Origin of the sequence: Rhodococcus sp. Z13, from assembly GCF_025837095.1 — a bacterium.
GTDB lineage: Bacteria > Actinomycetota > Actinomycetes > Mycobacteriales > Mycobacteriaceae > Rhodococcus > Rhodococcus sacchari.
Genome location: NZ_CP107551.1, coordinates 3,146,809 through 3,166,514 on the forward strand (window position 1 = coordinate 3,146,809; position 19,706 = coordinate 3,166,514).

Sequence of the window (19,706 nt, forward strand, 5' to 3'; positions counted from 1 at the left end):
GTTGTCGGTGCCGGGGTGGACGATGGTGGGGTGACCGACATCCTGGAGCGTTTCTCCGCGCCGACCCGCGAGTGGTTCGCCGGTGCCTTCGACGCTCCCACCGCGGCGCAGCTCGGGGCATGGGAGGCGATCTCGTCGGGGGCGCACACCCTGGTGGTGGCCCCCACCGGCTCGGGCAAGACGCTGTCGGCGTTCCTGTGGTCGCTCGACCGGCTCTCGTCCACCCCCGCCGACGAGCACGCCGCGCGCGAGCACCGCACCCGCGTGTTGTACGTGTCGCCGCTCAAGGCGCTCGCGGTGGACGTCGAACGGAACCTGCGTTCGCCGCTGGTGGGGATCACCCAGACGGCGAAGCGGCTCGGGCTCACTCCCCCGGAGATCACCGTCGGGGTGCGGTCCGGCGACACCTCGCAGGCCGACCGGCGGGCCCTCGCCCGCACCCCACCGGACATCCTCATCACCACACCCGAGTCGCTGTTCCTCATGCTCACCTCGGCGGCGCGGGAGAACCTCGCCGGGGTCGAGACCCTGATCGTCGACGAGGTGCACGCGGTGGCCGGGACGAAGCGCGGCGCGCACCTCGCGTTGTCGCTCGAACGTCTCGATCTGCTGCTGAAGCAGCCGGCGCAGCGCATCGGCCTGTCCGCGACGGTGCGTCCGCACGAGGAGGTGGGCCGGTTCCTCGTCGGTTCGGCACCCATCCGGATCGTGGCGCCGCCGTCGGCGAAGACCTGGGACCTGACGGTCCGGGTGCCGGTGGAGGACATGACCGAACTCGGGGTCTCCGACCCCGACGAGGAGTCGCTGTCCCCCACACCGCAGGCCGGGTCGATCTGGCCGCACGTGGAGGAGCAGATCGTCGACCTCATCACCGAGCACCGCTCGACGATCGTGTTCGCCAACTCGCGACGGCTCTCCGAGCGGCTGACGGCCCGGCTCAACGAGATCCACGCCGAACGTCTCGGCGAGGAAGTCGATCGCGAGCACGCGCCGCCGGCGCAACTCGGGTCCCCCACCGAGACCGTCGCGGGTGCCCCGCCGGTGCTGGCGCGCGCCCATCACGGGTCGGTGAGCAAGGACCAGCGGGCGCTGATCGAGGACGACCTCAAGTCGGGCCGGTTGCGCTGCGTGGTGGCCACCTCCAGCCTCGAACTCGGCATCGACATGGGCGCAGTCGATCTCGTGATCCAGGTCGAGACCCCACCCTCGGTGGCGAGCGGTCTGCAGCGCGTCGGGCGGGCCGGGCACCAGGTGGGCGAGACCTCGCGCGGCGTGCTGTTCCCCAAGCACCGCACCGATCTCGTGCACTGCGCGGTGACCGTCGAGCGGATGGTCGAAGGGCACATCGAGGCGCTGCAGGTGCCCGCCAACCCACTGGACGTGCTCGCGCAGCAGACGGTCGCGGCGACCGCACTCGATCCGCTCGACGTCGACGACTGGTTCGACACCGTCCGCCGCAGCGGGTCGTTCGCGACCCTGTCCCGGGCGGTCTACGAGTCCGTCCTCGATCTGCTCGCCGGCCGGTATCCCTCCGACGAGTTCGCCGAACTGCGTCCGCGGGTGGTGTGGGACCGCGAGGCCGGCACCCTCACCGGGCGGCCCGGGGCGCAGCGGCTCGCCGTCACCTCCGGTGGCACGATCCCCGACCGCGGTCTGTTCACCGTCTACATGGTGGGCGAGAAGAACACGCGCGTCGGGGAACTCGACGAGGAGATGGTCTACGAGTCGCGCGTCGGCGACGTGTTCGCGCTCGGCGCGACGAGCTGGCGGATCGAGGAGATCACCTTCGACCGGGTGCTGGTCTCCCCCGCCTACGGCCGCCCCGGCCGGTTGCCGTTCTGGCACGGCGACTCCCAGGGCCGCCCTGCCGAACTCGGCGCCGCCCTCGGCGAGTTCCTCCGCGAGATGGGTCACGCTTCCCCTGAGGACGCCGAGACCCGTTGCCGCAAGAGCGGTCTCGACGAGTACGCGACCGGCAACCTGATCCGGTTGCTCGACGAGCAGCGCACCGCCACCGGGCACCTGCCCACCGACCGCACGCTCGTCGTCGAGCGGTTCCGCGACGAGCTCGGCGACTGGCGCATCGTGCTGCACTCCCCCTTCGGGTTGCGCGTGCACGCCCCGTGGGCGCTGGCGGTGGGCGCGCGGCTGCTCGACCGCTACGGCGTCGAGTCGCATCCCACCCCGTCCGACGACGGCATCATCGTCCGTCTGCCCGACACCGACGACGAACCCCCGGGTTCGGAGATCTTCGTCTTCGACACCGACGAGATCGACGACATCGTCACCGAACAGGTCGGCGGGTCTGCGCTGTTCGCCTCCCGCTTCCGCGAGTGCGCGGCCCGTGCGCTGCTGTTGCCGCGCCGCAATCCGGGCAAGCGGGCCCCGTTGTGGCAGCAACGCCAGCGGTCGGCGCAACTGCTCGACGTGGCGCGGCGGTTCCCCGACTTCCCGATCCTGCTCGAGACGGTCCGCGAGTGCCTGCAGGACGTCTACGACCTGCCCGCCCTGCGCGGCCTGCTCGGCCGCATCGCCCAGCGGAAGATCCGGCTGGTGGAGGTCGAGACACCCACGGCCTCCCCGTTCGCGACGTCGCTGCTGTTCTCCTACGTGGGCGAGTTCCTCTACGAGGGCGACAGCCCGCTCGCCGAACGCCGGGCGGCGGCGCTGTCGCTGGATTCGTCGCTGCTCGCCGAGCTGCTCGGCCGGGTCGAGCTGCGCGAACTGCTCGACGCCGATGTCATCGAGGAGGCCGAACGCGAACTGCAGCGACTGACCCCGGAGCGCCGCGCCCGCGACGCGGAGGGGGTCGCCGACCTGCTGCGGCTGCTCGGCCCGCTCACCGACGCCGAGCTGCGCGAGCGCACCACCGACGACCCGGCGGAGTGGATCGCCGACCTCGAGACGCAGCGTCGCGCGCTGCGGGTCTCGTACGCCGGTGAGCACCGGTGGGCGGCGATCGAGGACGCCTCCCGACTGCGCGACGCGCTCGGGGTGCCGCTGCCGATCGGGGTACCGACGGTGTTCGTCGAGCCCGTGTCGGATCCGCTCGGCGACCTGATCGCCCGGCACGCCCGCACGCACGGGCCGTTCACCACCGCGGAGGCCGCGGCCCGGTTCGGTCTCGGGCCCGCGGTCGTCGAATCGGTCCTCACCCGTCTGGCCGACGAGAAGCGCGTCACCGCAGGGGAATTCCGCCCCGGTGCGACGGGATCGGAGTGGTGCGACAGCGAGGTGCTGCGCCGGTTGCGGCGCCGGTCCCTCGCGGCGGCGCGGCAGGACGTCGAGCCGGTCAGCACCGCGACGCTGGGCCGGTTCCTGCCCGACTGGCACCATCTCGGCACCGGCCCCGGGGCGAGCGCACTGTACGGGATCGACGGGGTGCTCACGGTCGTCGAACAGCTCGCCGGGGTGCCGGTCCCGGCGAGCGCTCTCGAGCCGCTGATCCTGGCGCCCCGGGTACGCGACTACAACCCGACGATGCTCGACGAGCTCACCACGACCGGTGAGGTGCTGTGGTCGGGTGCCGGGGCGATCTCCGGCAAGGACGGCTGGGTGGCGCTGCATCCGGCCGATCTGGCGCCGGTGAGCCTCCCACCCGCCGAGGACATCGAACTCGGTCCGGTGCACCGGGCGATCCTCGACTCGCTGGCCGGGGGTGGGGCGTTCTTCTTCCGGCAGCTGGTCGACGCGGTCACCGCACTGCACACCACCGCGAGCGACTCGCAGGTGGCCGACGCGCTGTGGGAGCTGGTGTGGGCGGGGCACGTCGCGGGCGACACCCTCGCCCCGCTGCGTGCGCTGATCGGCGACACCTCCCGCGCCAAGCCCGCGCACCGCACCCCGCGGCGGGCACCGCGGGCGCGGATGTACCGGGCCCGGCCGGTGGTGCCGAGCCGCACCGGGCCACCGACGGTGAGCGGCCGCTGGTCGCTGCTGCCCGAACGCGAGACCGACGCGACGGTGCGGGCCCACACCACCGCGGAGTTGCTGCTCGAACGCTACGGGGTGGTCACGCGCGGGGTGGTCGCCGGCGAGGGTGTGCCGGGCGGTTTCGCGACGATGTACAAGGTGCTGGCCCGGTTCGAGGAGATGGGCCGGTGCCGCCGCGGCTATTTCGTCGATTCGCTCGGCGGCGCGCAGTTCTCCACCCCGGCGGTGGTGGACCGGCTGCGGTCGTTCTCCGATTCGATCGAGGGCCGGCACTCGGAGACCGCGGCCGTCACCCTGGCGGCGTGCGATCCGGCGAATCCGTACGGCGCGGCGTTGCCGTGGCCGAGGAGCGCCGCCGACGACGACGCACCGCGGCACCGGCCGGGCCGCAAGGCCGGGGGTCTCGTGGTGCTGGTCGACGGGCTGCTCGTGCTGTTCGTCGAACGCGGGGGCCGCACGCTGCTGACCTTCGACGACGATCCGGGCCGGTTGCGCAGTGCGTGCACATCGCTGGCCGCGACCGTCAAACGCGGCGGGGTCGACAAGATCGTGGTCGAGAAGGTCGACGGTGCGTCCATCCACGGGAACGAGTTCGCGGTGTACCTCGCCGAGGCGGGGTTCGCGGCGACGCCCCGCGGCTACCGGCTGAGGTTCTGACTTGCCGGAGGGAGATACCGTCTTCCGCGCCGCGCGGCGGCTGCGCGCGGCCCTGGAGGGGAAGGTGCTGACAGAGACCGATTTCCGCGTTCCCCGTTTCGCGACGGCCGATTTCACCGGCCGCACCGTCGACGAAGTGGTCTCGCGCGGCAAGCACCTGCTGATCCGGGTCGCGGACGTCTCCGTGCACACGCACCTGAAGATGGAGGGTGAGTGGCACGTCTACGAACGCGGAACCCGTTGGCGCAAGCCCGGGTACAAGGCCCGGATCGTGCTCGGCACCGAGGAGGTGCAGGCGGTGGGCTTCGAACTCGGCATCGTCGAGGTGCTGGCCCGCGACCGGGAGAACGAGGCCGTCGGGCATCTCGGCCCGGATCTCCTCGGCCCGGACTGGGATCCGGAGCGGGCCGCGGCGAATCTGGCGCGCGATCCCGGCCGGCCGATCGGGGTGGCGCTGCTCGATCAGCGCATCATGGCCGGGGTCGGCAACGTCTACCGGTCCGAACTGTGTTTCCTGCGCGGTGTCGATCCGTGGACGCCGGTCGGTGAGGCGGGTGCTCCGGCGGCCTGGGTCGATCTCGCGCACCGATTGCTGACCGCGAATCGCGATCGGACGACGCGGATCACCACCGGCGACCGACGGCCGGGCCGCAATCTGTGGGTGTACGGGCGGCGCGGGAAGCCGTGCCGGCGCTGCCACACCCCGATCCGGTCCGGGGAGATCGGGACCGCGACCGATCCGGAACGCGTGGTGTACCGGTGCCCGCGCTGTCAGCCGTCCCGCGAGAGGGTTTCCGGCTGAGTCGCCGGCCACCGCGTGTGGCCGGCCTGTTCGACCAGCCCGACGCAGTGCCGGATCAGCGTCTCCCGCGACACCGCGAGGTCGCCTTCGAGATAACCCATGAAGAGACTGGTGAGCGCCCCGACGACGCCGAGCGCGACCATGCTGCGGTGCCCCTCGTCGCCGCCCGGGGGCAGCTGGTCGCGGACGAGCGCGACGAAGCTGGGGGCGAGTTCGACGCCGCGTCGGCTGATCGCCGGTTCGCGCAGCGGCGCCAGGAGCAGGACCCGTCCCTTGGCGGGGTCGTCGACCATGAGCTCGACGAAGGCCCGCACCGCCGCCTCGGCGCGTCCGGCGGGCGGGGCGGAGATCACCGCCCGGGCGAGAGCGTCGCGGGCCTGGTTCGCGACGTGGGCGTAGACCTCGCGGACGAAGGTGTCGCGGTCGGCGAAGCTCTCGTAGAAGTACCGTTCGGTGAGTTCGGCGGCGCGGCACACCGCCCGGACGTTGGCGGCGGCACCATCGGTCGAGCCGAGCAGGTCGACGCCCACGGCCAGCAGCCGTTCCCGCCGCAGTCGACGCCGTTCCCTGAGGTCGACGCCTGCCCAGCTGCGTCGCGTGGTGTCCACTGGAGTCGCTTCCCGTCGTTGACTGCGTGCCCGCCGAATCCTACTCTGACAACATGCGTAGTCAGAGCTCCGCCGAGCCGGGCACCGCCCCTTCCTCCGACGAGCGGCGGGCCGCTGCCGGGTCTCACGAGCGGGTCGCTCCGAAGCCCCACGAGCGGGTCGCTCCGAAGCCCCACGAGCGGGTCGCTCCGAAGCCTCTGGGCCCCGACTCGCTGACCTGGAGGTACTTCGGCGGCTGGCGGGGCATGATCTTCGGACCGTGGGCGGGGTCGATGCAGAACATGCACCCCGGTCTCGGCGCGGGCGTCGAGGAGCACTCGGATTTCTTCGACGAGCGCTGGGAACGCCTCTACCGCTCGCTGTACCCGATCTACGGCGTCGTCTTCGACGGTCCCCGCGCGGCGGAGACGGCAGCGAAGGTGCGCGGCTACCACAACACCATCAAGGGCGTGGACAAGAAGGGCCGTAGATACCACGCCCTCGACCCGGAGACCTTCTACTGGGCGCACGCGACCTTCTTCTACAGCCTGGTCGTGTCCATCGAGTGGTTCGACGGTCCGCTCACCCTCGAGGACAAGCACCGGCTCTTCGACGAGCACGTGCAGTGGTACCGCCTGTACGGCATGCCGATGCACCCGGTCCCCGAGTCCTGGGAGGCCTTCCTCGAGTACTGGGACCACATGTGCCGCAACGTCCTGGAGGACAACAAGGCCGCCCGGGACGTGCTGGACATGTGGCGGATCGGCCGCCCGCCCTATCTGTGGTGGTTCCCCGAACCCCTCTGGAGGATCATCCGCCCGCCGGTGATCGCCGGGTTCCTGTGGCTGACGATCGGCCTGTACGACCCGCCGGTGCGCGACCTGCTCGGCTACCGCTGGAGCCGGCCCGAGGCCACCCTCCACGCCCTGATCGGCCGCGCGATCGGTCTCGGCGGCCGGCTCGTGCCGTGGCGCTACCGCTACCACCCGCGGGCCCGCGCGGGGTGGGACCGCGCCTTCGGCCGCATTCCCGCCGCCGGGCTGCTCGAGACCCCGGCCCGCAACCTGCCGCCGGTGGACCGCCGCGACTCGCCGATGCACTACAGCCCGAGGGTGACACGCCGGAATCGCCCGTCCGTTTCACCCTGACGCATTCCCGCCGACCTGTGCGAATCTGAGTGGGTGTCCACGCCCTCGTACCTGTCGTCCGGACGCCGACCGCTCTCCCGCGAGGCGGCGGCCTCCCGCATCAGCGCCTACGTCTACGGCAACATCCTGGTCCTGGCGGCCCTGGTCCCGATCACGACGTCCCCCCAGTACGTGGGGATCGCGATCGTGCTCGGCACCGCGCTGTCGACCTTCATCGCGCACGTCTTCGCCGAGTCCGTCTCGCAGTCCGTGCGGTCCGGGGAGCAGCTGACACGCGCCGAGCGGATCGAGGAACTCCGCGATTCGGTGCCCATCCTCTCGTCGGCGGTGATGCCCTGCCTGATCCTGCTCACGGCCTGGTTCGGCTGGCTCGAGCCACGGACCGCGCATCTCCTCGCGGAGGTCGCGGTGCTGGTTCGTATCGGGTCGACGATCTTCGTCGTGCGGCGGCTGCAGGGACACAAACCGAACACCCGCACGGCGGTCGCCGCAGTGGGGCTCGTGCTGGTCGCGACGATCGTGGTGATCGTGAAGGTCGTGCTCACCCACTGAGTCGACCGAGTTCACCGAGCTCCCAGGGCGCGCCGCGCCCGGCCCGCCCACGGTTCAGGTGATCGGTACCGGTTCGAGGATTTCCGGGCGGGCCTCGGGGGCCGCGGCACGCAAGGCGTCGGCCGACTCGTCGTCCGGTTGCGACTGCGACCGGATCTCGGCCTCGACGCGCGCCCGGTAGGTCTCGATCTCCCGGTCGATCGTCTCGTCGTCCCAGCCCAGGATCGGTGCGACGAGCCGGGCCACCTGCTCCGCGCAGTGCGCCCCGCGGTGCGGGTACTCGATGGCGATTCGGGTGCGGCGCGCCAGCAGGTCCTCGAGGTGCAGCGCGCCCTCCGCAGCGGCGCCGTAGACGATCTCGACCTGCAGGTACTGCGGGGCGTCGGTGAGGGGTTCGAGGAGTTCGGGCCGGCCCTTCGCGAGCGCCAGCACGTCCTCGACGAGCGAGCCGTAGCGGTCGAGCAGGTGCTTGACCCGGTAGGGGTGCAGACCGAACTCCTCGGCAAGGTGCATGGTCTGGTTGACCAGCGCGAAGTAGCCGTCGGCCCCCACGAGGGGCACCTTCTCGGTGATCGACGACGCGATGCGGGCCGGGATGTCCTCGGCCGCGAGATCGACGGCGTCCTCGGCCATCACCCGGTAGGTCGTGTACTTGCCGCCGGCGATCGCGACGAGGCCCGGCGCCACCCGCGCGACGGCGTGCTCGCGCGACAGCTTCGACGTCTCGTCGCTCTCCCCCGCCAGCAGCGGACGCAGCCCGGCGTACACCCCGTCGATGTCGTCGTGGGTGAGCGGCACGACCAGCACCCGGTTGACGTGGTCGAGGATGTAGTCGATGTCGGCCTTCGTCGCCGCCGGGTGCGCGAGGTCGAGATTCCAGTCGGTGTCGGTGGTGCCGATGATCCAGTGGTTGCCCCACGGGATGACGAACAGCACCGACTTCTCGGTGCGCAGGATGATCGCCGAGTCGCTGACGATGCGGTCGCGGGGCACGACGATGTGCACGCCCTTCGACGCCCGCACCCGGAACCGTCCGCGCTGGCGCGACAGCGCCTGGATCTCGTCGGTCCACACGCCGGTCGCGTTGATCACCGCGTGGGCCCGCACCTCGGTGACGGTGCCGTCCTCGCTGTCGCGCACCCGCACTCCCGACACCCGGTCGGCCTCGCGCAGGAATCCCACGACCTGCGTGGACGTCCGCACCACCGCCCCGTAGTGGGCGGCCGTCCGCGCGACGGTCATGGTGTGGCGGGCGTCGTCGACGACGGTGTCGTAGTAGCGGATCCCGCCGACGAGCGAGTTCCGTTTGAGCCCCGGCGCCATGCGCAGTGCGCCGGAGCGGGTGAGGTGTTTCTGCGCGGGAACCGATTTCGCGCCGCCGAGCCGGTCGTAGAGGAAGATGCCCGCCCCGATGTAGGGGCGCTCCCACACCCGGTGGGTGAGCGGGAACAGGAATTTCAGCGGCTTGACCAGGTGCGGGGCCAGCGTCGTCAGGGCGAGTTCGCGTTCGCGCAGGGCCTCGCGCACCAACCCGAACTCGAGCTGTTCGAGATAGCGCAGGCCCCCGTGGAACATCTTCGACGACCGGCTCGACGTGCCGGACGCGAAGTCCCGGGCCTCGACGAGCGCGACCCGCAGGCCCCGGGTGGCGGCGTCCAGGGCGGCACCGGCGCCGACGACGCCTCCGCCGATCACGACGACGTCGAACTGTTCGGTGGCGAGCCGACGCCAGGCCTCGGCGCGCTGCTGCGGACCGAGGAGTTGCACACTCGAATGGTTGGTCACCGCACCCGCTCCCGTGAGTCGCCGACGTGTCGCGATCAAGGCTAGTGGCTCGAGCGGCCCGGCGTGCGGTGGAAACGTGGCAGTCGGGCCCACAACCCTGATGTACGTTCGCACCCCGAATCGACGACCTCAGCGGTTGTGGACCTCGTTTCCCGGTTGTGGGCTTCCGTGCGCACGCGGGCGTGGACGCTAGTAGGTTCATGCGCGCAGCGTGCGGTGAGCACGTTGCGCACGACCGTTCCCGTCACCCGAGGACCACCAGTGAAACAGTTCATCGCGGCGATCGACCAGGGCACCACGTCGAGCCGGTGCATCATCTTCGACCACGACGGGCGCATCGTGTCGGTCGCCCAGAAGGAGCACCGGCAGTACTTCCCGCGGGCGGGCTGGGTCGAGCACGACCCGGAGGAGTTGTGGCTCAACACCCGTGAGGTCGGGGCGGCGGCGCTGGCGAAGGCGGATCTGCGCCGCGACGACATCGCCGCGATCGGCATCACGAACCAGCGCGAGACCACCGTGGTGTGGGATCGCACCACCGGAAAGCCGGTGTACAACGCGATCGTCTGGCAGGACACCCGCACCGACCGCATCGTCGAGGAACTCGGCGGGGAGGCCGGGCCGGACCGGTTCCGGCACGTCACCGGCCTGCCGCTGTCGACCTACTTCGCGGGCCCGAAGGTGCGGTGGATCCTCGACAACGTCGACGGGGCCCGCGCCCGCGCCGAAGCCGGCGACCTCGCGTTCGGCACCGTCGACAGCTGGATCCTGTGGAATCTCACCGGCGGGCTCGGCGAGGAGGGACAGCCGCCGGGCCTGCACGTCACGGACGTCACCAACGCCTCGCGCACCCTGCTCATGGATCTCGGGACCCAGCAATGGGATCCGGAGATCTGCGCGGAACTCGGGATCCCGATGTCGATGCTGCCGGAGATCCGCAGTTCGTCGGAGGTCTACGGGCACGCCCGCGAACGCGGTCCCCTCGCGGGGGTGCCGATCGCCGGGATCCTCGGCGACCAGCAGGCCGCAACCTTCGGGCAGGGCTGCCTGTCCCCCGGCGAAGCGAAGAACACCTACGGCACCGGCAACTTCCTGCTGCTCAACACCGGCACCACCCCGGTGCGCAGCAACCACGGTCTCCTCACCACCGTCTGCTACCGGATCGGCGACGCCCCGGCCGTCTACGCGCTCGAGGGGTCGGTCGCGGTGACGGGTTCGCTCGTGCAGTGGCTACGCGACAATCTCGGGATCATCCGGTCCGCCGACGAGGTCGAGGCGCTCGCGGCGAGCGTCCCCGACAACGGCGGCGCCTACTTCGTGCCGGCCTTCTCGGGACTTTTCGCGCCGCGCTGGCGGCCCGACGCCCGCGGGGTGATCGCGGGCCTGACCCGGTTCGTGGAGAAGGGACATCTGGCGCGGGCGGCGCTCGAGGCGACCGCCTACCAGACCCGGGAGGTCATCGAGGCGATGAACGCCGACTCCGGGGTCGAACTGAGCACGCTCAAGGCGGACGGCGGCATGGTCGCCAACGAACTGCTCATGCAGTTCCAGTCCGACATCCTCGGGGTGCCGGTGGTGCGTCCCGTCGTCTCGGAGACCACCGCGCTCGGTGCGGCCTACGCGGCGGGCCTGGCCGTGGGGTTCTGGAAGGACGAGGACGAGATCCGCCGCAACTGGACCGCCGGCCGCACCTGGGAGCCGCAGATGGACGTCCGGGAGCGGGAGCGACTGTTCGCCGAGTGGAACAAGGCCGTCGAACGCACCTACGACTGGGCCTGAGCGGGGCGGGCTCCGGACGGTCCCACCCCGTCGGGGTCAGTCCAGGTCGTCGTGGCGCATCAGCTGCCGGGCGGCCTCGGTCACCGAACCGCTCAGCGACGGGTACACCGAGAAGGTCGCCGCGAGGTCGCTGACGGTCAGATTGTTCTGCACCGCAAGGGCGATCGGCAGGATCAGCTCGGAGGCGGTCGGCGCCACCACGACACCGCCGATGACCACGCCGGTCGCGGGGCGGCAGAAGATCTTCACGAAACCGCGGCGCAGGCCCGACATCTTCGCCCGCGGGTTGGTGTTGAGCGGCAGCATGACCGTGCGGGCGGGGATCTCGCCCTTGTCGATGGAGGCCTGGCTGACACCGACCGCCGCGATCTCCGGGCGCGTGAACACCGCGGCCGCAACGGTCTTCAGCTTGATGGGGCTGACGCCCTCACCGAGCGCGTGGTACATCGCGATGCGGCCCTGCATGGCCGCGACCGAGGCGAGCGGCAGCAGGCCGGTGCAGTCGCCGGCGGCGTAGATACCGGCGACGGCGGTGCGGGAGACCCGGTCGACGGGCAGATAGCCGCCGCGGTCGACCTCGAGGCCGACCTTCTCGAGGCCGAGGTTCTGCGTGTTGGGCACCGAACCGACGGTCATCAGCACGTGGCTGCCCTCGACGATCCGGCCGTCGGCGAGGAGCACGCGGACGCCGTCCTCGGTGCGTTCGACCCGGTCGGCGCGGGCGTGCTTGACGAGGGTGACACCGCGCTCGGTGAGGACGTCCTCGAGCACGAGCGCCGCGTCCTCGTCCTCGTGCGGCAGGATTCGGTCGCGGCTGGAGACGACGGTGACCTGCACGCCGACCTCGGTGTAGGCGGAGACGAACTCGGCGCCGGTGACACCCGAACCGACGACGACGAGGTGTTCGGGCAGCTTCTCGAGGTCGTAGAGCTGACGCCAGGTGAGGATCCTCTCACCGTCCGGTTCCGCGCCCGGCAGGATGCGCGGGCTCGCGCCGGTGGCGATGAGCACGACGTCGGCCTCGAGGACCCTCTCGTCACCGGTGAACAACTTGGCGCGGACCTGGTGGGCGGCCATGCCGGGCTGCGGGTCGACGAGTTCGCCGTGACCGGAGAACAGCTGCACCCCGGCTGCCTCGAGCTTGGTGCGGATGTCGGCGGACTGCGCGCGGGCGAGGCTCTTCACGCGGGAGTGCACCTGCGGCAACGACACCGCGGCCCGCTCGAGTTCGATGCCCAGATCGGCGGCGCGACGCATGTCGGTGCGCACACCGGTCGAAGCGATGAAGGTCTTGGAGGGCACGCAGTCGAAGAGCACGCATGCGCCGCCGATCCCGTCCGAATCGATCAGAGAGACCGTCGCGCCGTACTGGGAGGCCACCAGCGCAGCCTCGTATCCTGCGGGGCCGCCGCCGATGATGACGATCCGGGTCATTGTTCTCCTCTGTATCGATTCCGAATGGTGTCGGGACGTACCGCTCGTGCGCGCGGGGTGAGCGCACACGCCGCGTTCTACGCTATGCCACGTCCCGTCACCCGCGCACACGGACCGGCAGACCCGGCGCGGAACGCCCCTCCGCCGACCGTGCGGGAGGACGGGTTAACCTTATGACCGTGCCGATCTACGCCGCCTACGGGTCCAACATGCATCCGGAGCAGATGCTGACGCGCTGCCCGCACTCGCCGATGGCAGGAACCGGCTGGTTGCACGGATGGCGGCTGACCTTCGCCGGTGCCGACATCGGCTGGGAGGGCGCACTGGCGACCGTCGTCGAGGACCCCGATTCCAAGGTGTTCGTCGTGCTCTACGACGTGCCCGAGGAGGACGAGCGCAGCCTCGACCGCTGGGAGGGCGCCGAACTCGGCTTCCACCGCAAGATCCGGCTCCGCGTCGACACCGACGAGGGCCCCGTTCTGGCCTGGCTGTACGTCGTCGACGGTTACGAGGGCGGACTGCCGTCCGCGCGGTATCTCGGGGTCATGGCGGACGCCGCCGAGATCGCGGGGGCTCCCGCCGACTACGTCCGCGACCTGCGGACCCGCAACAGCCGCAACGTCGGGCCGGGTCGGCCCGACGCCGACGTCTACTGAGTTCCCCGGCTCGTCCTGCCGGCCGGGCCGCTCAGCCGGCCTGCAGGACGAGATTGGTCATCACCCGCACACCCACCGCGAGCGCCCGCTCGTCGAGATCGAAGGTGGGCTGGTGGATGTCGAGTTCCGGCCCGCTGCCCGACCACACACCGAGACGCCCCATCGCGCCCGGCACGTGTTCGAGATACCACGAGAAGTCCTCGCCCCCACCGGATTGCGGGGTGTCGGACAGGGCGTTGGGGCCGAGGGCGCGGATGGCGTCCTCGAACATGCGCGCCGAGACCTCGTCGTTGACCACCGGCGGCACCCCGCGCCGGTAGTTCAGTTCGTAGCTGACCCCCGTCGGGGCGAGCAGACCGTGGACGATCTCCCGGACCATCGGCTCGAGCAGCTGCCAGGTGTCGTGGTCGCCGGTGCGGACGGTGCCGGCCAGCATGCCGGTGCGCGGGATCGCATTCGGGGCCTTGCCCGCGCTCACCGCGCCCCACACCATCACGGTGCCGGTGCGCGGATCGATACGCCGGCTCAGCATGCCCGGCAGGCCGGTGATGACCGCGCCGAGGCCGTAGACCAGATCGCCGGTCAGGTGCGGGCGCGAGGTGTGCCCACCGGGCGAGTCGAGCACGAGCTCGACGGTGTCCGCCGCCGAGGTGATCGGTCCGACCCGCATGCCGATCTTGCCGGCCTCGAGGCGCGGATCGCAGTGCAGCGCGAAGATGCGCGAGACCCCTTCGAGGCCACCGGCCGCGACGACGTCGAGCGCCCCACCCGGCATGACCTCCTCGGCGGGCTGGAAGACCAGCCGGACCCCCACCGGCAGTTCCGGGACGCTCGCCAGCGCCAGGCCCGCACCGAGCAGCACCGTCGTGTGGGCGTCGTGACCGCAGGCGTGCGACACACCCGGCACCGTCGACTCGAAGGGCAGGCCCGTCATCTCCTGCAGGGGCAGCGCGTCCATGTCAGCGCGCAGCGCGATCCGCGGGCCCTCGGACGGCCCGAGATCGCAGATCAGGCCGGTGCCGCGGGGCAGCACCTTCGGGTCGAGCCCGGCGGCCCGCAGATGGTTGGCGACGAACTCGGTGGTGGCGTACTCCTGCCGTGCGAGTTCCGGATTGGCATGGATGTGGCGGCGCCAGGCCGACAGGTCGTCGAGGTGCCGGTCGAGCCACTTCTCCACGTACGGATTCATCGGCGATCGACCCCCTCGAGGAACACCGCACGACGGTCCGGGTCGGCGGCGGCACGGGCGGCGGTGCGCGCCAGCGCGCGGGCCCCGTCGAGCACCGCGCGGTCGGCGGACCACGTGACGCACGCGGCGGCGAACGCTTCCTGATGTGTGACCGCGCCACCGGAGTCGAGTCCGATGACGGGATGGATACCCGGAACCACGTTCGTCACGTTTCCCATGTCGGTGCTGCCCAGGGGGCGCGCTCCTTCCTCCTCCACGGGCAGCGGACGGCGCCCGAGATCGATGATCTCCTCACGATATGCCTGCACCAGCCAGGGGTCGGGAGTGAGTTCGGTGTAGGTCGGCGACACGGTCCGGATCCGGTGGGTGCAGCCGGTGGCGAGAGCCCCTGCGGCGAAACAGTTGCGGGCCCGTTCGACCAGGTCGTCGAGGAGTTCGCTGGTGCCCGCGCGCAGGTAGTAGAGCAGCTCGGTGTGGCTCGGCACGATGTTCGGCGCGATCCCGCCCTGCGCGACGATCCCGTGGATCTGCTGTCCGGGATGCAGGTGCTGGCGCAGCAATCCGACCGCGACCTGCGCGACGGTCGCCGCGTCGGCCGCGTTGAGGCCGTACTCGGGGGCGGCGGACGCGTGGGCCTCGCGGCCCTCGTACTCGACCGCGATGTCGGCGAGGGCGAGCGAGGTCGCGCCGGTGATGTCCTGGGGGCCCGGGTGCACCATCATCGCGGCGCCGACGTCGTCGAACACGCCGCGCTCGAGCATGAGCACCTTGCCGCCACCGGTCTCCTCCGCCGGGGTGCCGATCACCCGCACGGTGACGCCGAGTTCGTCGGCGAGCGCGGCCAGTCCGATCCCGGCGCCGGCGGCCGCGGCAGCGATGATGTTGTGCCCGCAGGCGTGGCCGATGCCGGGCAGTGCGTCGTACTCGGCGAGGAACGCCAGGACGAGCTCGCCGCTGCCGTAGCGGGCGTCGAAGGCGGTGGGCAGATCGGCGATCCCCGTCCGCACCTCGAAACCGTGCTCGCGCAGGACCTCGACGACCTTGGCCGCGCTGCGGTGCTCCTCGAAGGCGAGTTCCGGTTCGGCGTGGATCGAATGCGACAACGCGATGAGGTCCCCGGAAGCAGCCTCGATCGCCCTGTCGGATTCGGTCGTCACGTGGTCCAGTCTGTCATGCCCGCCCGGGCCGATCGATCCATCCGCGCACCCTGTTCCGGCGGGGCACGAACACCCGGTTGCGGTTAGGGTCCGATGCCATGGGTGTACCGGACCAGACCTTCGATCCCGCCGCCGCAGCCGAGGCGGCCGCCGCGGCCCTCGCCGAACGCACCGGGGTGCCCGAGCACTCCGTCGCCGTCGTCCTCGGTTCCGGATGGCGCGCGGCCGTCGACAGCTTCGGGGCGCCGGTGGCCACCGTGCCGATGAGCGAGCTGCCCGGTTTCCTGCCGCCGACCGCCGCCGGGCATCCGGGCGAGGTGCACTCGGTGCGGGTCGGCGACAAGTCGGTCCTCGTCCTGGCGGGCCGCATCCACGCCTACGAGGGGCACGACCTCTCCCGCGTCGTGCATCCGGTGCGCACGGCCGTCGCGGCCGGGGCCCGCACGGTGATCCTCACCAACGCCGCGGGCGGCATCGATCCCGAGTTCGCGGTGGGTGAGCCGGTGCTCATCTCCGACCATCTCAACCTCACCGGCCGGTCGCCGCTGGTGGGCGCCCAGTTCGTCGACCTCGTCGACGCCTACTCCGCGGATCTGCGGGCACTGGCCCGCGAGTTCGACCCGAGCCTGCGCGAGGGCGTCTACGCGGGGCTGCCCGGTCCGCACTACGAGACGCCGGCGGAGATCCGCATGCTGCGCACCCTCGGCGCCGATCTGGTGGGCATGTCCACCGTGCACGAGACCATCGCCGCGCGCGCCGCCGGTGCCCGGGTGCTGGCGGTCTCGCTGGTCACCAACGCCGCGGCGGGCATCACCGGGGAACACCTCGATCACGCCGAGGTCCTCGCGGCGGGTCGTGCCGCCGCGACCCGCATGGGTGATCTGCTGCGTGAACTGGCGGCCCGGCTGTGACGCTGCGGTTCGGGACGGCGGGACTGCGCGGCCCGGTCGGTGAGGGCCCGGACTGCATGAACGTGCCGGTGGTCGTGCGCACCACGGCGGGCCTCGCGTCGTGGCTGATCATGCAGGGCCATGCCGGGGGCACCGTCGTCGTGGGCCGGGACGCACGCACGGGCTCGGCCGAGTTCCACACCGCCGCCGCGGAGGTCCTCGCCGCCGCGGGATTCGACGTCGTCGCGCTCGGGCGCCCGCTGCCGACGCCGGTGACCGCCTTCGCCGTCCGCGCGCTCGGGGCGGTGGCCGGGGTGCAGATCACGGCCTCGCACAATCCCGCCGCCGACAACGGTTACAAGGTGTACCTCTCGGACGGTGCGCAGCTGCTCTCCCCCGCCGACCGCGAGATCGAGGCGGCGATCGATGCGGCACCCGCCGCGGAGGACGTCCCGCGCACGCCGGTCGCGTCGCGGGGCGACGAGCTGGTGGAGCGCTATCTCGCGCGGGTGGCCGGGCTCCCCCGGTCCCCGCACCGGACGCTGCGCATCGCGCTGACGGCGCTGCACGGGGTGGGCGGTGAGACGGCCGTCGCGGCGCTGCGGGCGGCGGGCTTCGGCGACGTGCACGTCGTGGAGTCGCAGTTCCACCCGGATCCGGCCTTCCCGACGGTCGCCTTCCCGAATCCCGAGGAGCCCGGTGCCACCGACGCGGTGCTGGCCCTCGCGGCCGAGGTGGAGGCGGATCTCGCGCTCGCGCTGGATCCCGACGCCGATCGCTGCGCGGTGGGCGTGCCCACCGCGCAGGGATGGCGGATGCTGCGCGGCGACGACACCGGGGTGCTGCTCGGCGACCGGATCCTCGCCGCGTCACCGCCGGGCTCGCTGGTCGCCACGACGATCGTGTCGTCGACATTGCTGAGCCGGCTGGCCGCCGCGCGCGGGGCACGGTTCGCGCAGACCCTGACGGGTTTCAAATGGCTCGCCCGCGCCGGTGAGGGCCTGGTCTACGCGTACGAGGAGGCGATCGGGCACTGTGTCGATCCCGATGCGGTCCGTGACAAGGACGGCATCGCGACGGCCGTGGTGGCGGCCGACTACGCCGCCGAGCTGAAGGCGGCGGGACGCACTCTCACCGATGCCCTCGTCGACCTGCACCGCGAGTTCGGGGTGCACGTCGGCGGGCAGGTCTCGCTGCGGGTGGACGACCCGGCGCGGATCGACGCCGTCATGGATCGGTTGCGGACCGCGCCGCCCGACCGGCTGGCGGATGAAGCGGTGACGTTCACCGACCTGGCGGCGACGGACGGCCCTCTGCGCACCGACGCCCTGGTGTTCGAAGGGGCGACGCTGCGGGTGGTGGTCCGCCCGTCGGGGACGGAGCCGAAGCTCAAGTTCTATCTGGAGGTCGTGGACGAGCGGGACCGCCCGGCCGCGGAAGCAACCCTGGAGGTGCTGCGCGGCTGGGCGGCCTCGCTCGGCTGATCCGTCCTGTGCGGATCCCGCCCTGTGGGGGTCACATGGTGTGCGGCGGACCGTAGGTCACGACGGTGTCGCCGTTCGAGGTGATCGCCTTCAGGTACGGGCGCACGTTCACGGGGCCGACGACACCGGAGATCGAGGCGTGCACGCCCGCGATGTGGATCGTCGTCTCGGGACCGTCGAAGGCGACGCCCTCGAGGATGGGGACGTCGGTGATCCCGCCGGGTTCGAGCAGGATCTCGGCCTCCTGCGAGGGGATGATGTCGCCGCCGAGGATGCCGAGTGACTCCGCACCCACGTTGAGGGACACTTCGGGAGCGATCCCGACGTCGCCTCCGACCGCGACCTCGGTGTCCTCGGGTTCTCCGCCGATCGGCCCGATCGCCTCTGCGTTCAGCCCGAGCGAGAACCCCTCGGCGAGCCCCAGATCGACCCCGCCACCGCTCTCGACGCCCCATTCGAGGCCGGGGGTGTAGAGGGTGATGCCGCCACCGGGCAGGGCCACCGGATAACCGACCTGGAAGCCGGCGACCACCGAGGTGCCGGTGAAGGCCGCAGCCTCCGGTCCGGTGATCCGGATGGTGTAGACCGCGTCGTAGAAGAACTCCGCGCTGACGGGTGAACTGTCGAGCGGCGGGACGAACTGCGTGGAGATGTCGGACTGGATGACCTCGATGGCGTGTCCACCCTCCAGCGGCAGGATCCGCGAGCTCTCGACTTCCGCCGCGGCCGACCCGGGACCGGTCACGGCGGCCACGACGGCGACCACCCCCACCGACAGTCCTCGGGCCCACCCACGAATATTTCTGCGGGATAAAGTTTCTGCCATTCCGTCGCCCCCATCTCTGGTGTCTTCACGTGGCGCACTTCACAGAGCACACCGAAGCGTACGGAAGGATCGAGATCTGTAGGTTCCCTTTGTGTAACGAGATGACTGCGGTTCAGGTGTCACTCCAGCACCACGAGTCACACGAACAACAGAAGTCTCGCGCTCAGCGGGGTCCGAACTGCCGATCCCCGGCATCACCGAGTCCCGGCACGATGTACTTGTCCTCGTTGAGACCTTCGTCGATCGACGCCGTTACCAAACGGACGGGGTGGCCCGACCGCTCGAGCGCCTCGACGCCCTGCGGCGCGGCGACGACGCAGATGGCGGTGATGTCGGTGGCGCCGCGCTGCACGAGCAGGTCGAGGGTGTGGACCATCGAGCCGCCCGTCGCGAGCATCGGGTCGAGGACGAAGACCGGCAGCCCCGACAGGTCCTCGGGCAGCGATTCCAGATAGGGAACCGGCTCGAAGGTCTTCTCGTCGCGCGCCAGACCGACGAACCCCACCCGGGCCTCGGGGATCAGCGCGTGCGCCTGCTCGACCATCCCGAGTCCCGCCCGCAGCACCGGGACCAGGAGCGGAGGTTGCGCCAGGCGCACACCGGCGGTCACCGCGACCGGCGTGCGGACGTCGAACGTCTCCACCGGAGCGTCGCGCACGGCTTCGTAGACGAGCATCTGGGTGAGGCGGCGCAACGCGTGCCGGAAGGCGGCGTTGTCGCTCCGTTCGTCCCGGAGATTGGTGAGCAGGGAAGCCGCGAGTGGGTGGTCGACGACGAGCGAGTCCATGTCCGAAGGATAGAACGCGGGAACCGCGGCGGAACGCGCTGCG

15 protein-coding genes are annotated in these 19,706 nt (G+C 71.4%); 8 read left to right on the forward strand and 7 right to left on the reverse strand.

What is annotated here, in order from left to right:
- The first annotated feature begins 30 nt into the window (after nt 1-30).
- Nucleotides 31-4,590 (forward strand): ATP-dependent helicase, encoded by a 4,560-nt coding sequence (locus OED52_RS14515; RefSeq protein WP_264151563.1) that lies wholly within the window; start codon nt 31-33, stop codon nt 4,588-4,590.
- Nucleotide 4,591: 1 nt separating this feature from the next.
- The gene (locus OED52_RS14520; protein ID WP_264151564.1) at nt 4,592-5,392 is read left to right on the forward strand and encodes a DNA-formamidopyrimidine glycosylase family protein; all 801 of its coding nucleotides are present in this window, start codon (nt 4,592-4,594) and stop codon (nt 5,390-5,392) included.
- Here OED52_RS14520 and OED52_RS14525 read toward each other — a convergent pair.
- Nucleotides 5,362-6,000 (reverse strand): TetR/AcrR family transcriptional regulator, encoded by a 639-nt coding sequence (locus tag OED52_RS14525; protein WP_264151565.1) that lies wholly within the window; start codon nt 5,998-6,000, stop codon nt 5,362-5,364. The two genes, OED52_RS14520 and OED52_RS14525, sit on opposite strands and share 31 nt — an antisense overlap.
- A gap of 53 nt (nt 6,001-6,053) precedes the next feature.
- Here OED52_RS14525 and OED52_RS14530 point away from each other — a divergent pair, with 53 nt between their 5' ends.
- On the forward strand, nt 6,054-7,127 hold the full coding sequence (locus OED52_RS14530; protein ID WP_264151566.1) for an oxygenase MpaB family protein: 1,074 nt from the start codon (nt 6,054-6,056) through the stop codon (nt 7,125-7,127).
- 33 nt (nt 7,128-7,160) lie between these two features.
- Nucleotides 7,161-7,679, forward strand: a complete 519-nt coding sequence (locus OED52_RS14535; RefSeq protein ID WP_264151567.1) for a hypothetical protein — start codon at nt 7,161-7,163, stop codon at nt 7,677-7,679.
- A gap of 54 nt (nt 7,680-7,733) precedes the next feature.
- Here the strand turns inward: OED52_RS14535 and glpD are convergent, their stop codons facing one another.
- Complete coding sequence (gene glpD, locus OED52_RS14540) at nt 7,734-9,464, reverse strand: glycerol-3-phosphate dehydrogenase (RefSeq protein ID WP_264151568.1); 1,731 nt, start codon at nt 9,462-9,464, stop codon at nt 7,734-7,736.
- 261 nt (nt 9,465-9,725) lie between these two features.
- Between glpD and glpK the strand changes: the two genes are divergently transcribed.
- A complete protein-coding gene (gene glpK / locus OED52_RS14545; protein ID WP_264151569.1) occupies nt 9,726-11,240 on the forward strand; it encodes a glycerol kinase GlpK in 1,515 nt (504 codons plus the stop codon).
- Between the two features lie 36 nt (nt 11,241-11,276).
- On the opposite strand, the gene OED52_RS14550 is transcribed toward glpK, so the two are convergent.
- Complete coding sequence (locus OED52_RS14550) at nt 11,277-12,674, reverse strand: NAD(P)H-quinone dehydrogenase (RefSeq protein WP_264151570.1); 1,398 nt, start codon at nt 12,672-12,674, stop codon at nt 11,277-11,279.
- Nucleotides 12,675-12,853: 179 nt separating this feature from the next.
- On the opposite strand from OED52_RS14550, the gene OED52_RS14555 reads away from it, so the two are divergent.
- Nucleotides 12,854-13,330, forward strand: a complete 477-nt coding sequence (locus OED52_RS14555) for a gamma-glutamylcyclotransferase (protein ID WP_264151571.1) — start codon at nt 12,854-12,856, stop codon at nt 13,328-13,330.
- Between the two features lie 31 nt (nt 13,331-13,361).
- On the opposite strand, the gene OED52_RS14560 is transcribed toward OED52_RS14555, so the two are convergent.
- Both OED52_RS14560 and OED52_RS14565 read right to left on the reverse strand, forming a co-directional pair.
- Complete coding sequence (locus OED52_RS14560) at nt 13,362-14,519, reverse strand: M20 family metallopeptidase (RefSeq protein ID WP_264151572.1); 1,158 nt, start codon at nt 14,517-14,519, stop codon at nt 13,362-13,364.
- Nucleotides 14,516-15,676, reverse strand: coding sequence for a M20 family metallopeptidase (locus OED52_RS14565; protein WP_264151573.1), 1,161 nt, complete (start codon nt 15,674-15,676; stop codon nt 14,516-14,518). Before OED52_RS14565 ends, OED52_RS14560 begins: the two co-directional genes overlap by 4 nt.
- A gap of 98 nt (nt 15,677-15,774) precedes the next feature.
- Here OED52_RS14565 and OED52_RS14570 point away from each other — a divergent pair, with 98 nt between their 5' ends.
- Nucleotides 15,775-16,587, forward strand: a complete 813-nt coding sequence (locus tag OED52_RS14570; protein ID WP_264151574.1) for a purine-nucleoside phosphorylase — start codon at nt 15,775-15,777, stop codon at nt 16,585-16,587.
- Entirely contained in the window at nt 16,584-18,050 is a 1,467-nt protein-coding gene (locus OED52_RS14575) for a phospho-sugar mutase (RefSeq protein WP_264151575.1), read from the forward strand. Before OED52_RS14570 ends, OED52_RS14575 begins: the two co-directional genes overlap by 4 nt.
- A gap of 31 nt (nt 18,051-18,081) precedes the next feature.
- Here OED52_RS14575 and OED52_RS14580 read toward each other — a convergent pair whose 3' ends face one another.
- Nucleotides 18,082-18,822: an MspA family porin gene (locus tag OED52_RS14580; protein ID WP_264151576.1), complete on the reverse strand. Its 741-nt coding sequence runs from the start codon at nt 18,820-18,822 to the stop codon at nt 18,082-18,084.
- A gap of 217 nt (nt 18,823-19,039) precedes the next feature.
- Entirely contained in the window at nt 19,040-19,663 is a 624-nt protein-coding gene (gene upp, locus OED52_RS14585; protein WP_264151577.1) for a uracil phosphoribosyltransferase, read from the reverse strand.
- Between the last annotated feature and the right edge of the window lie 43 nt (nt 19,664-19,706).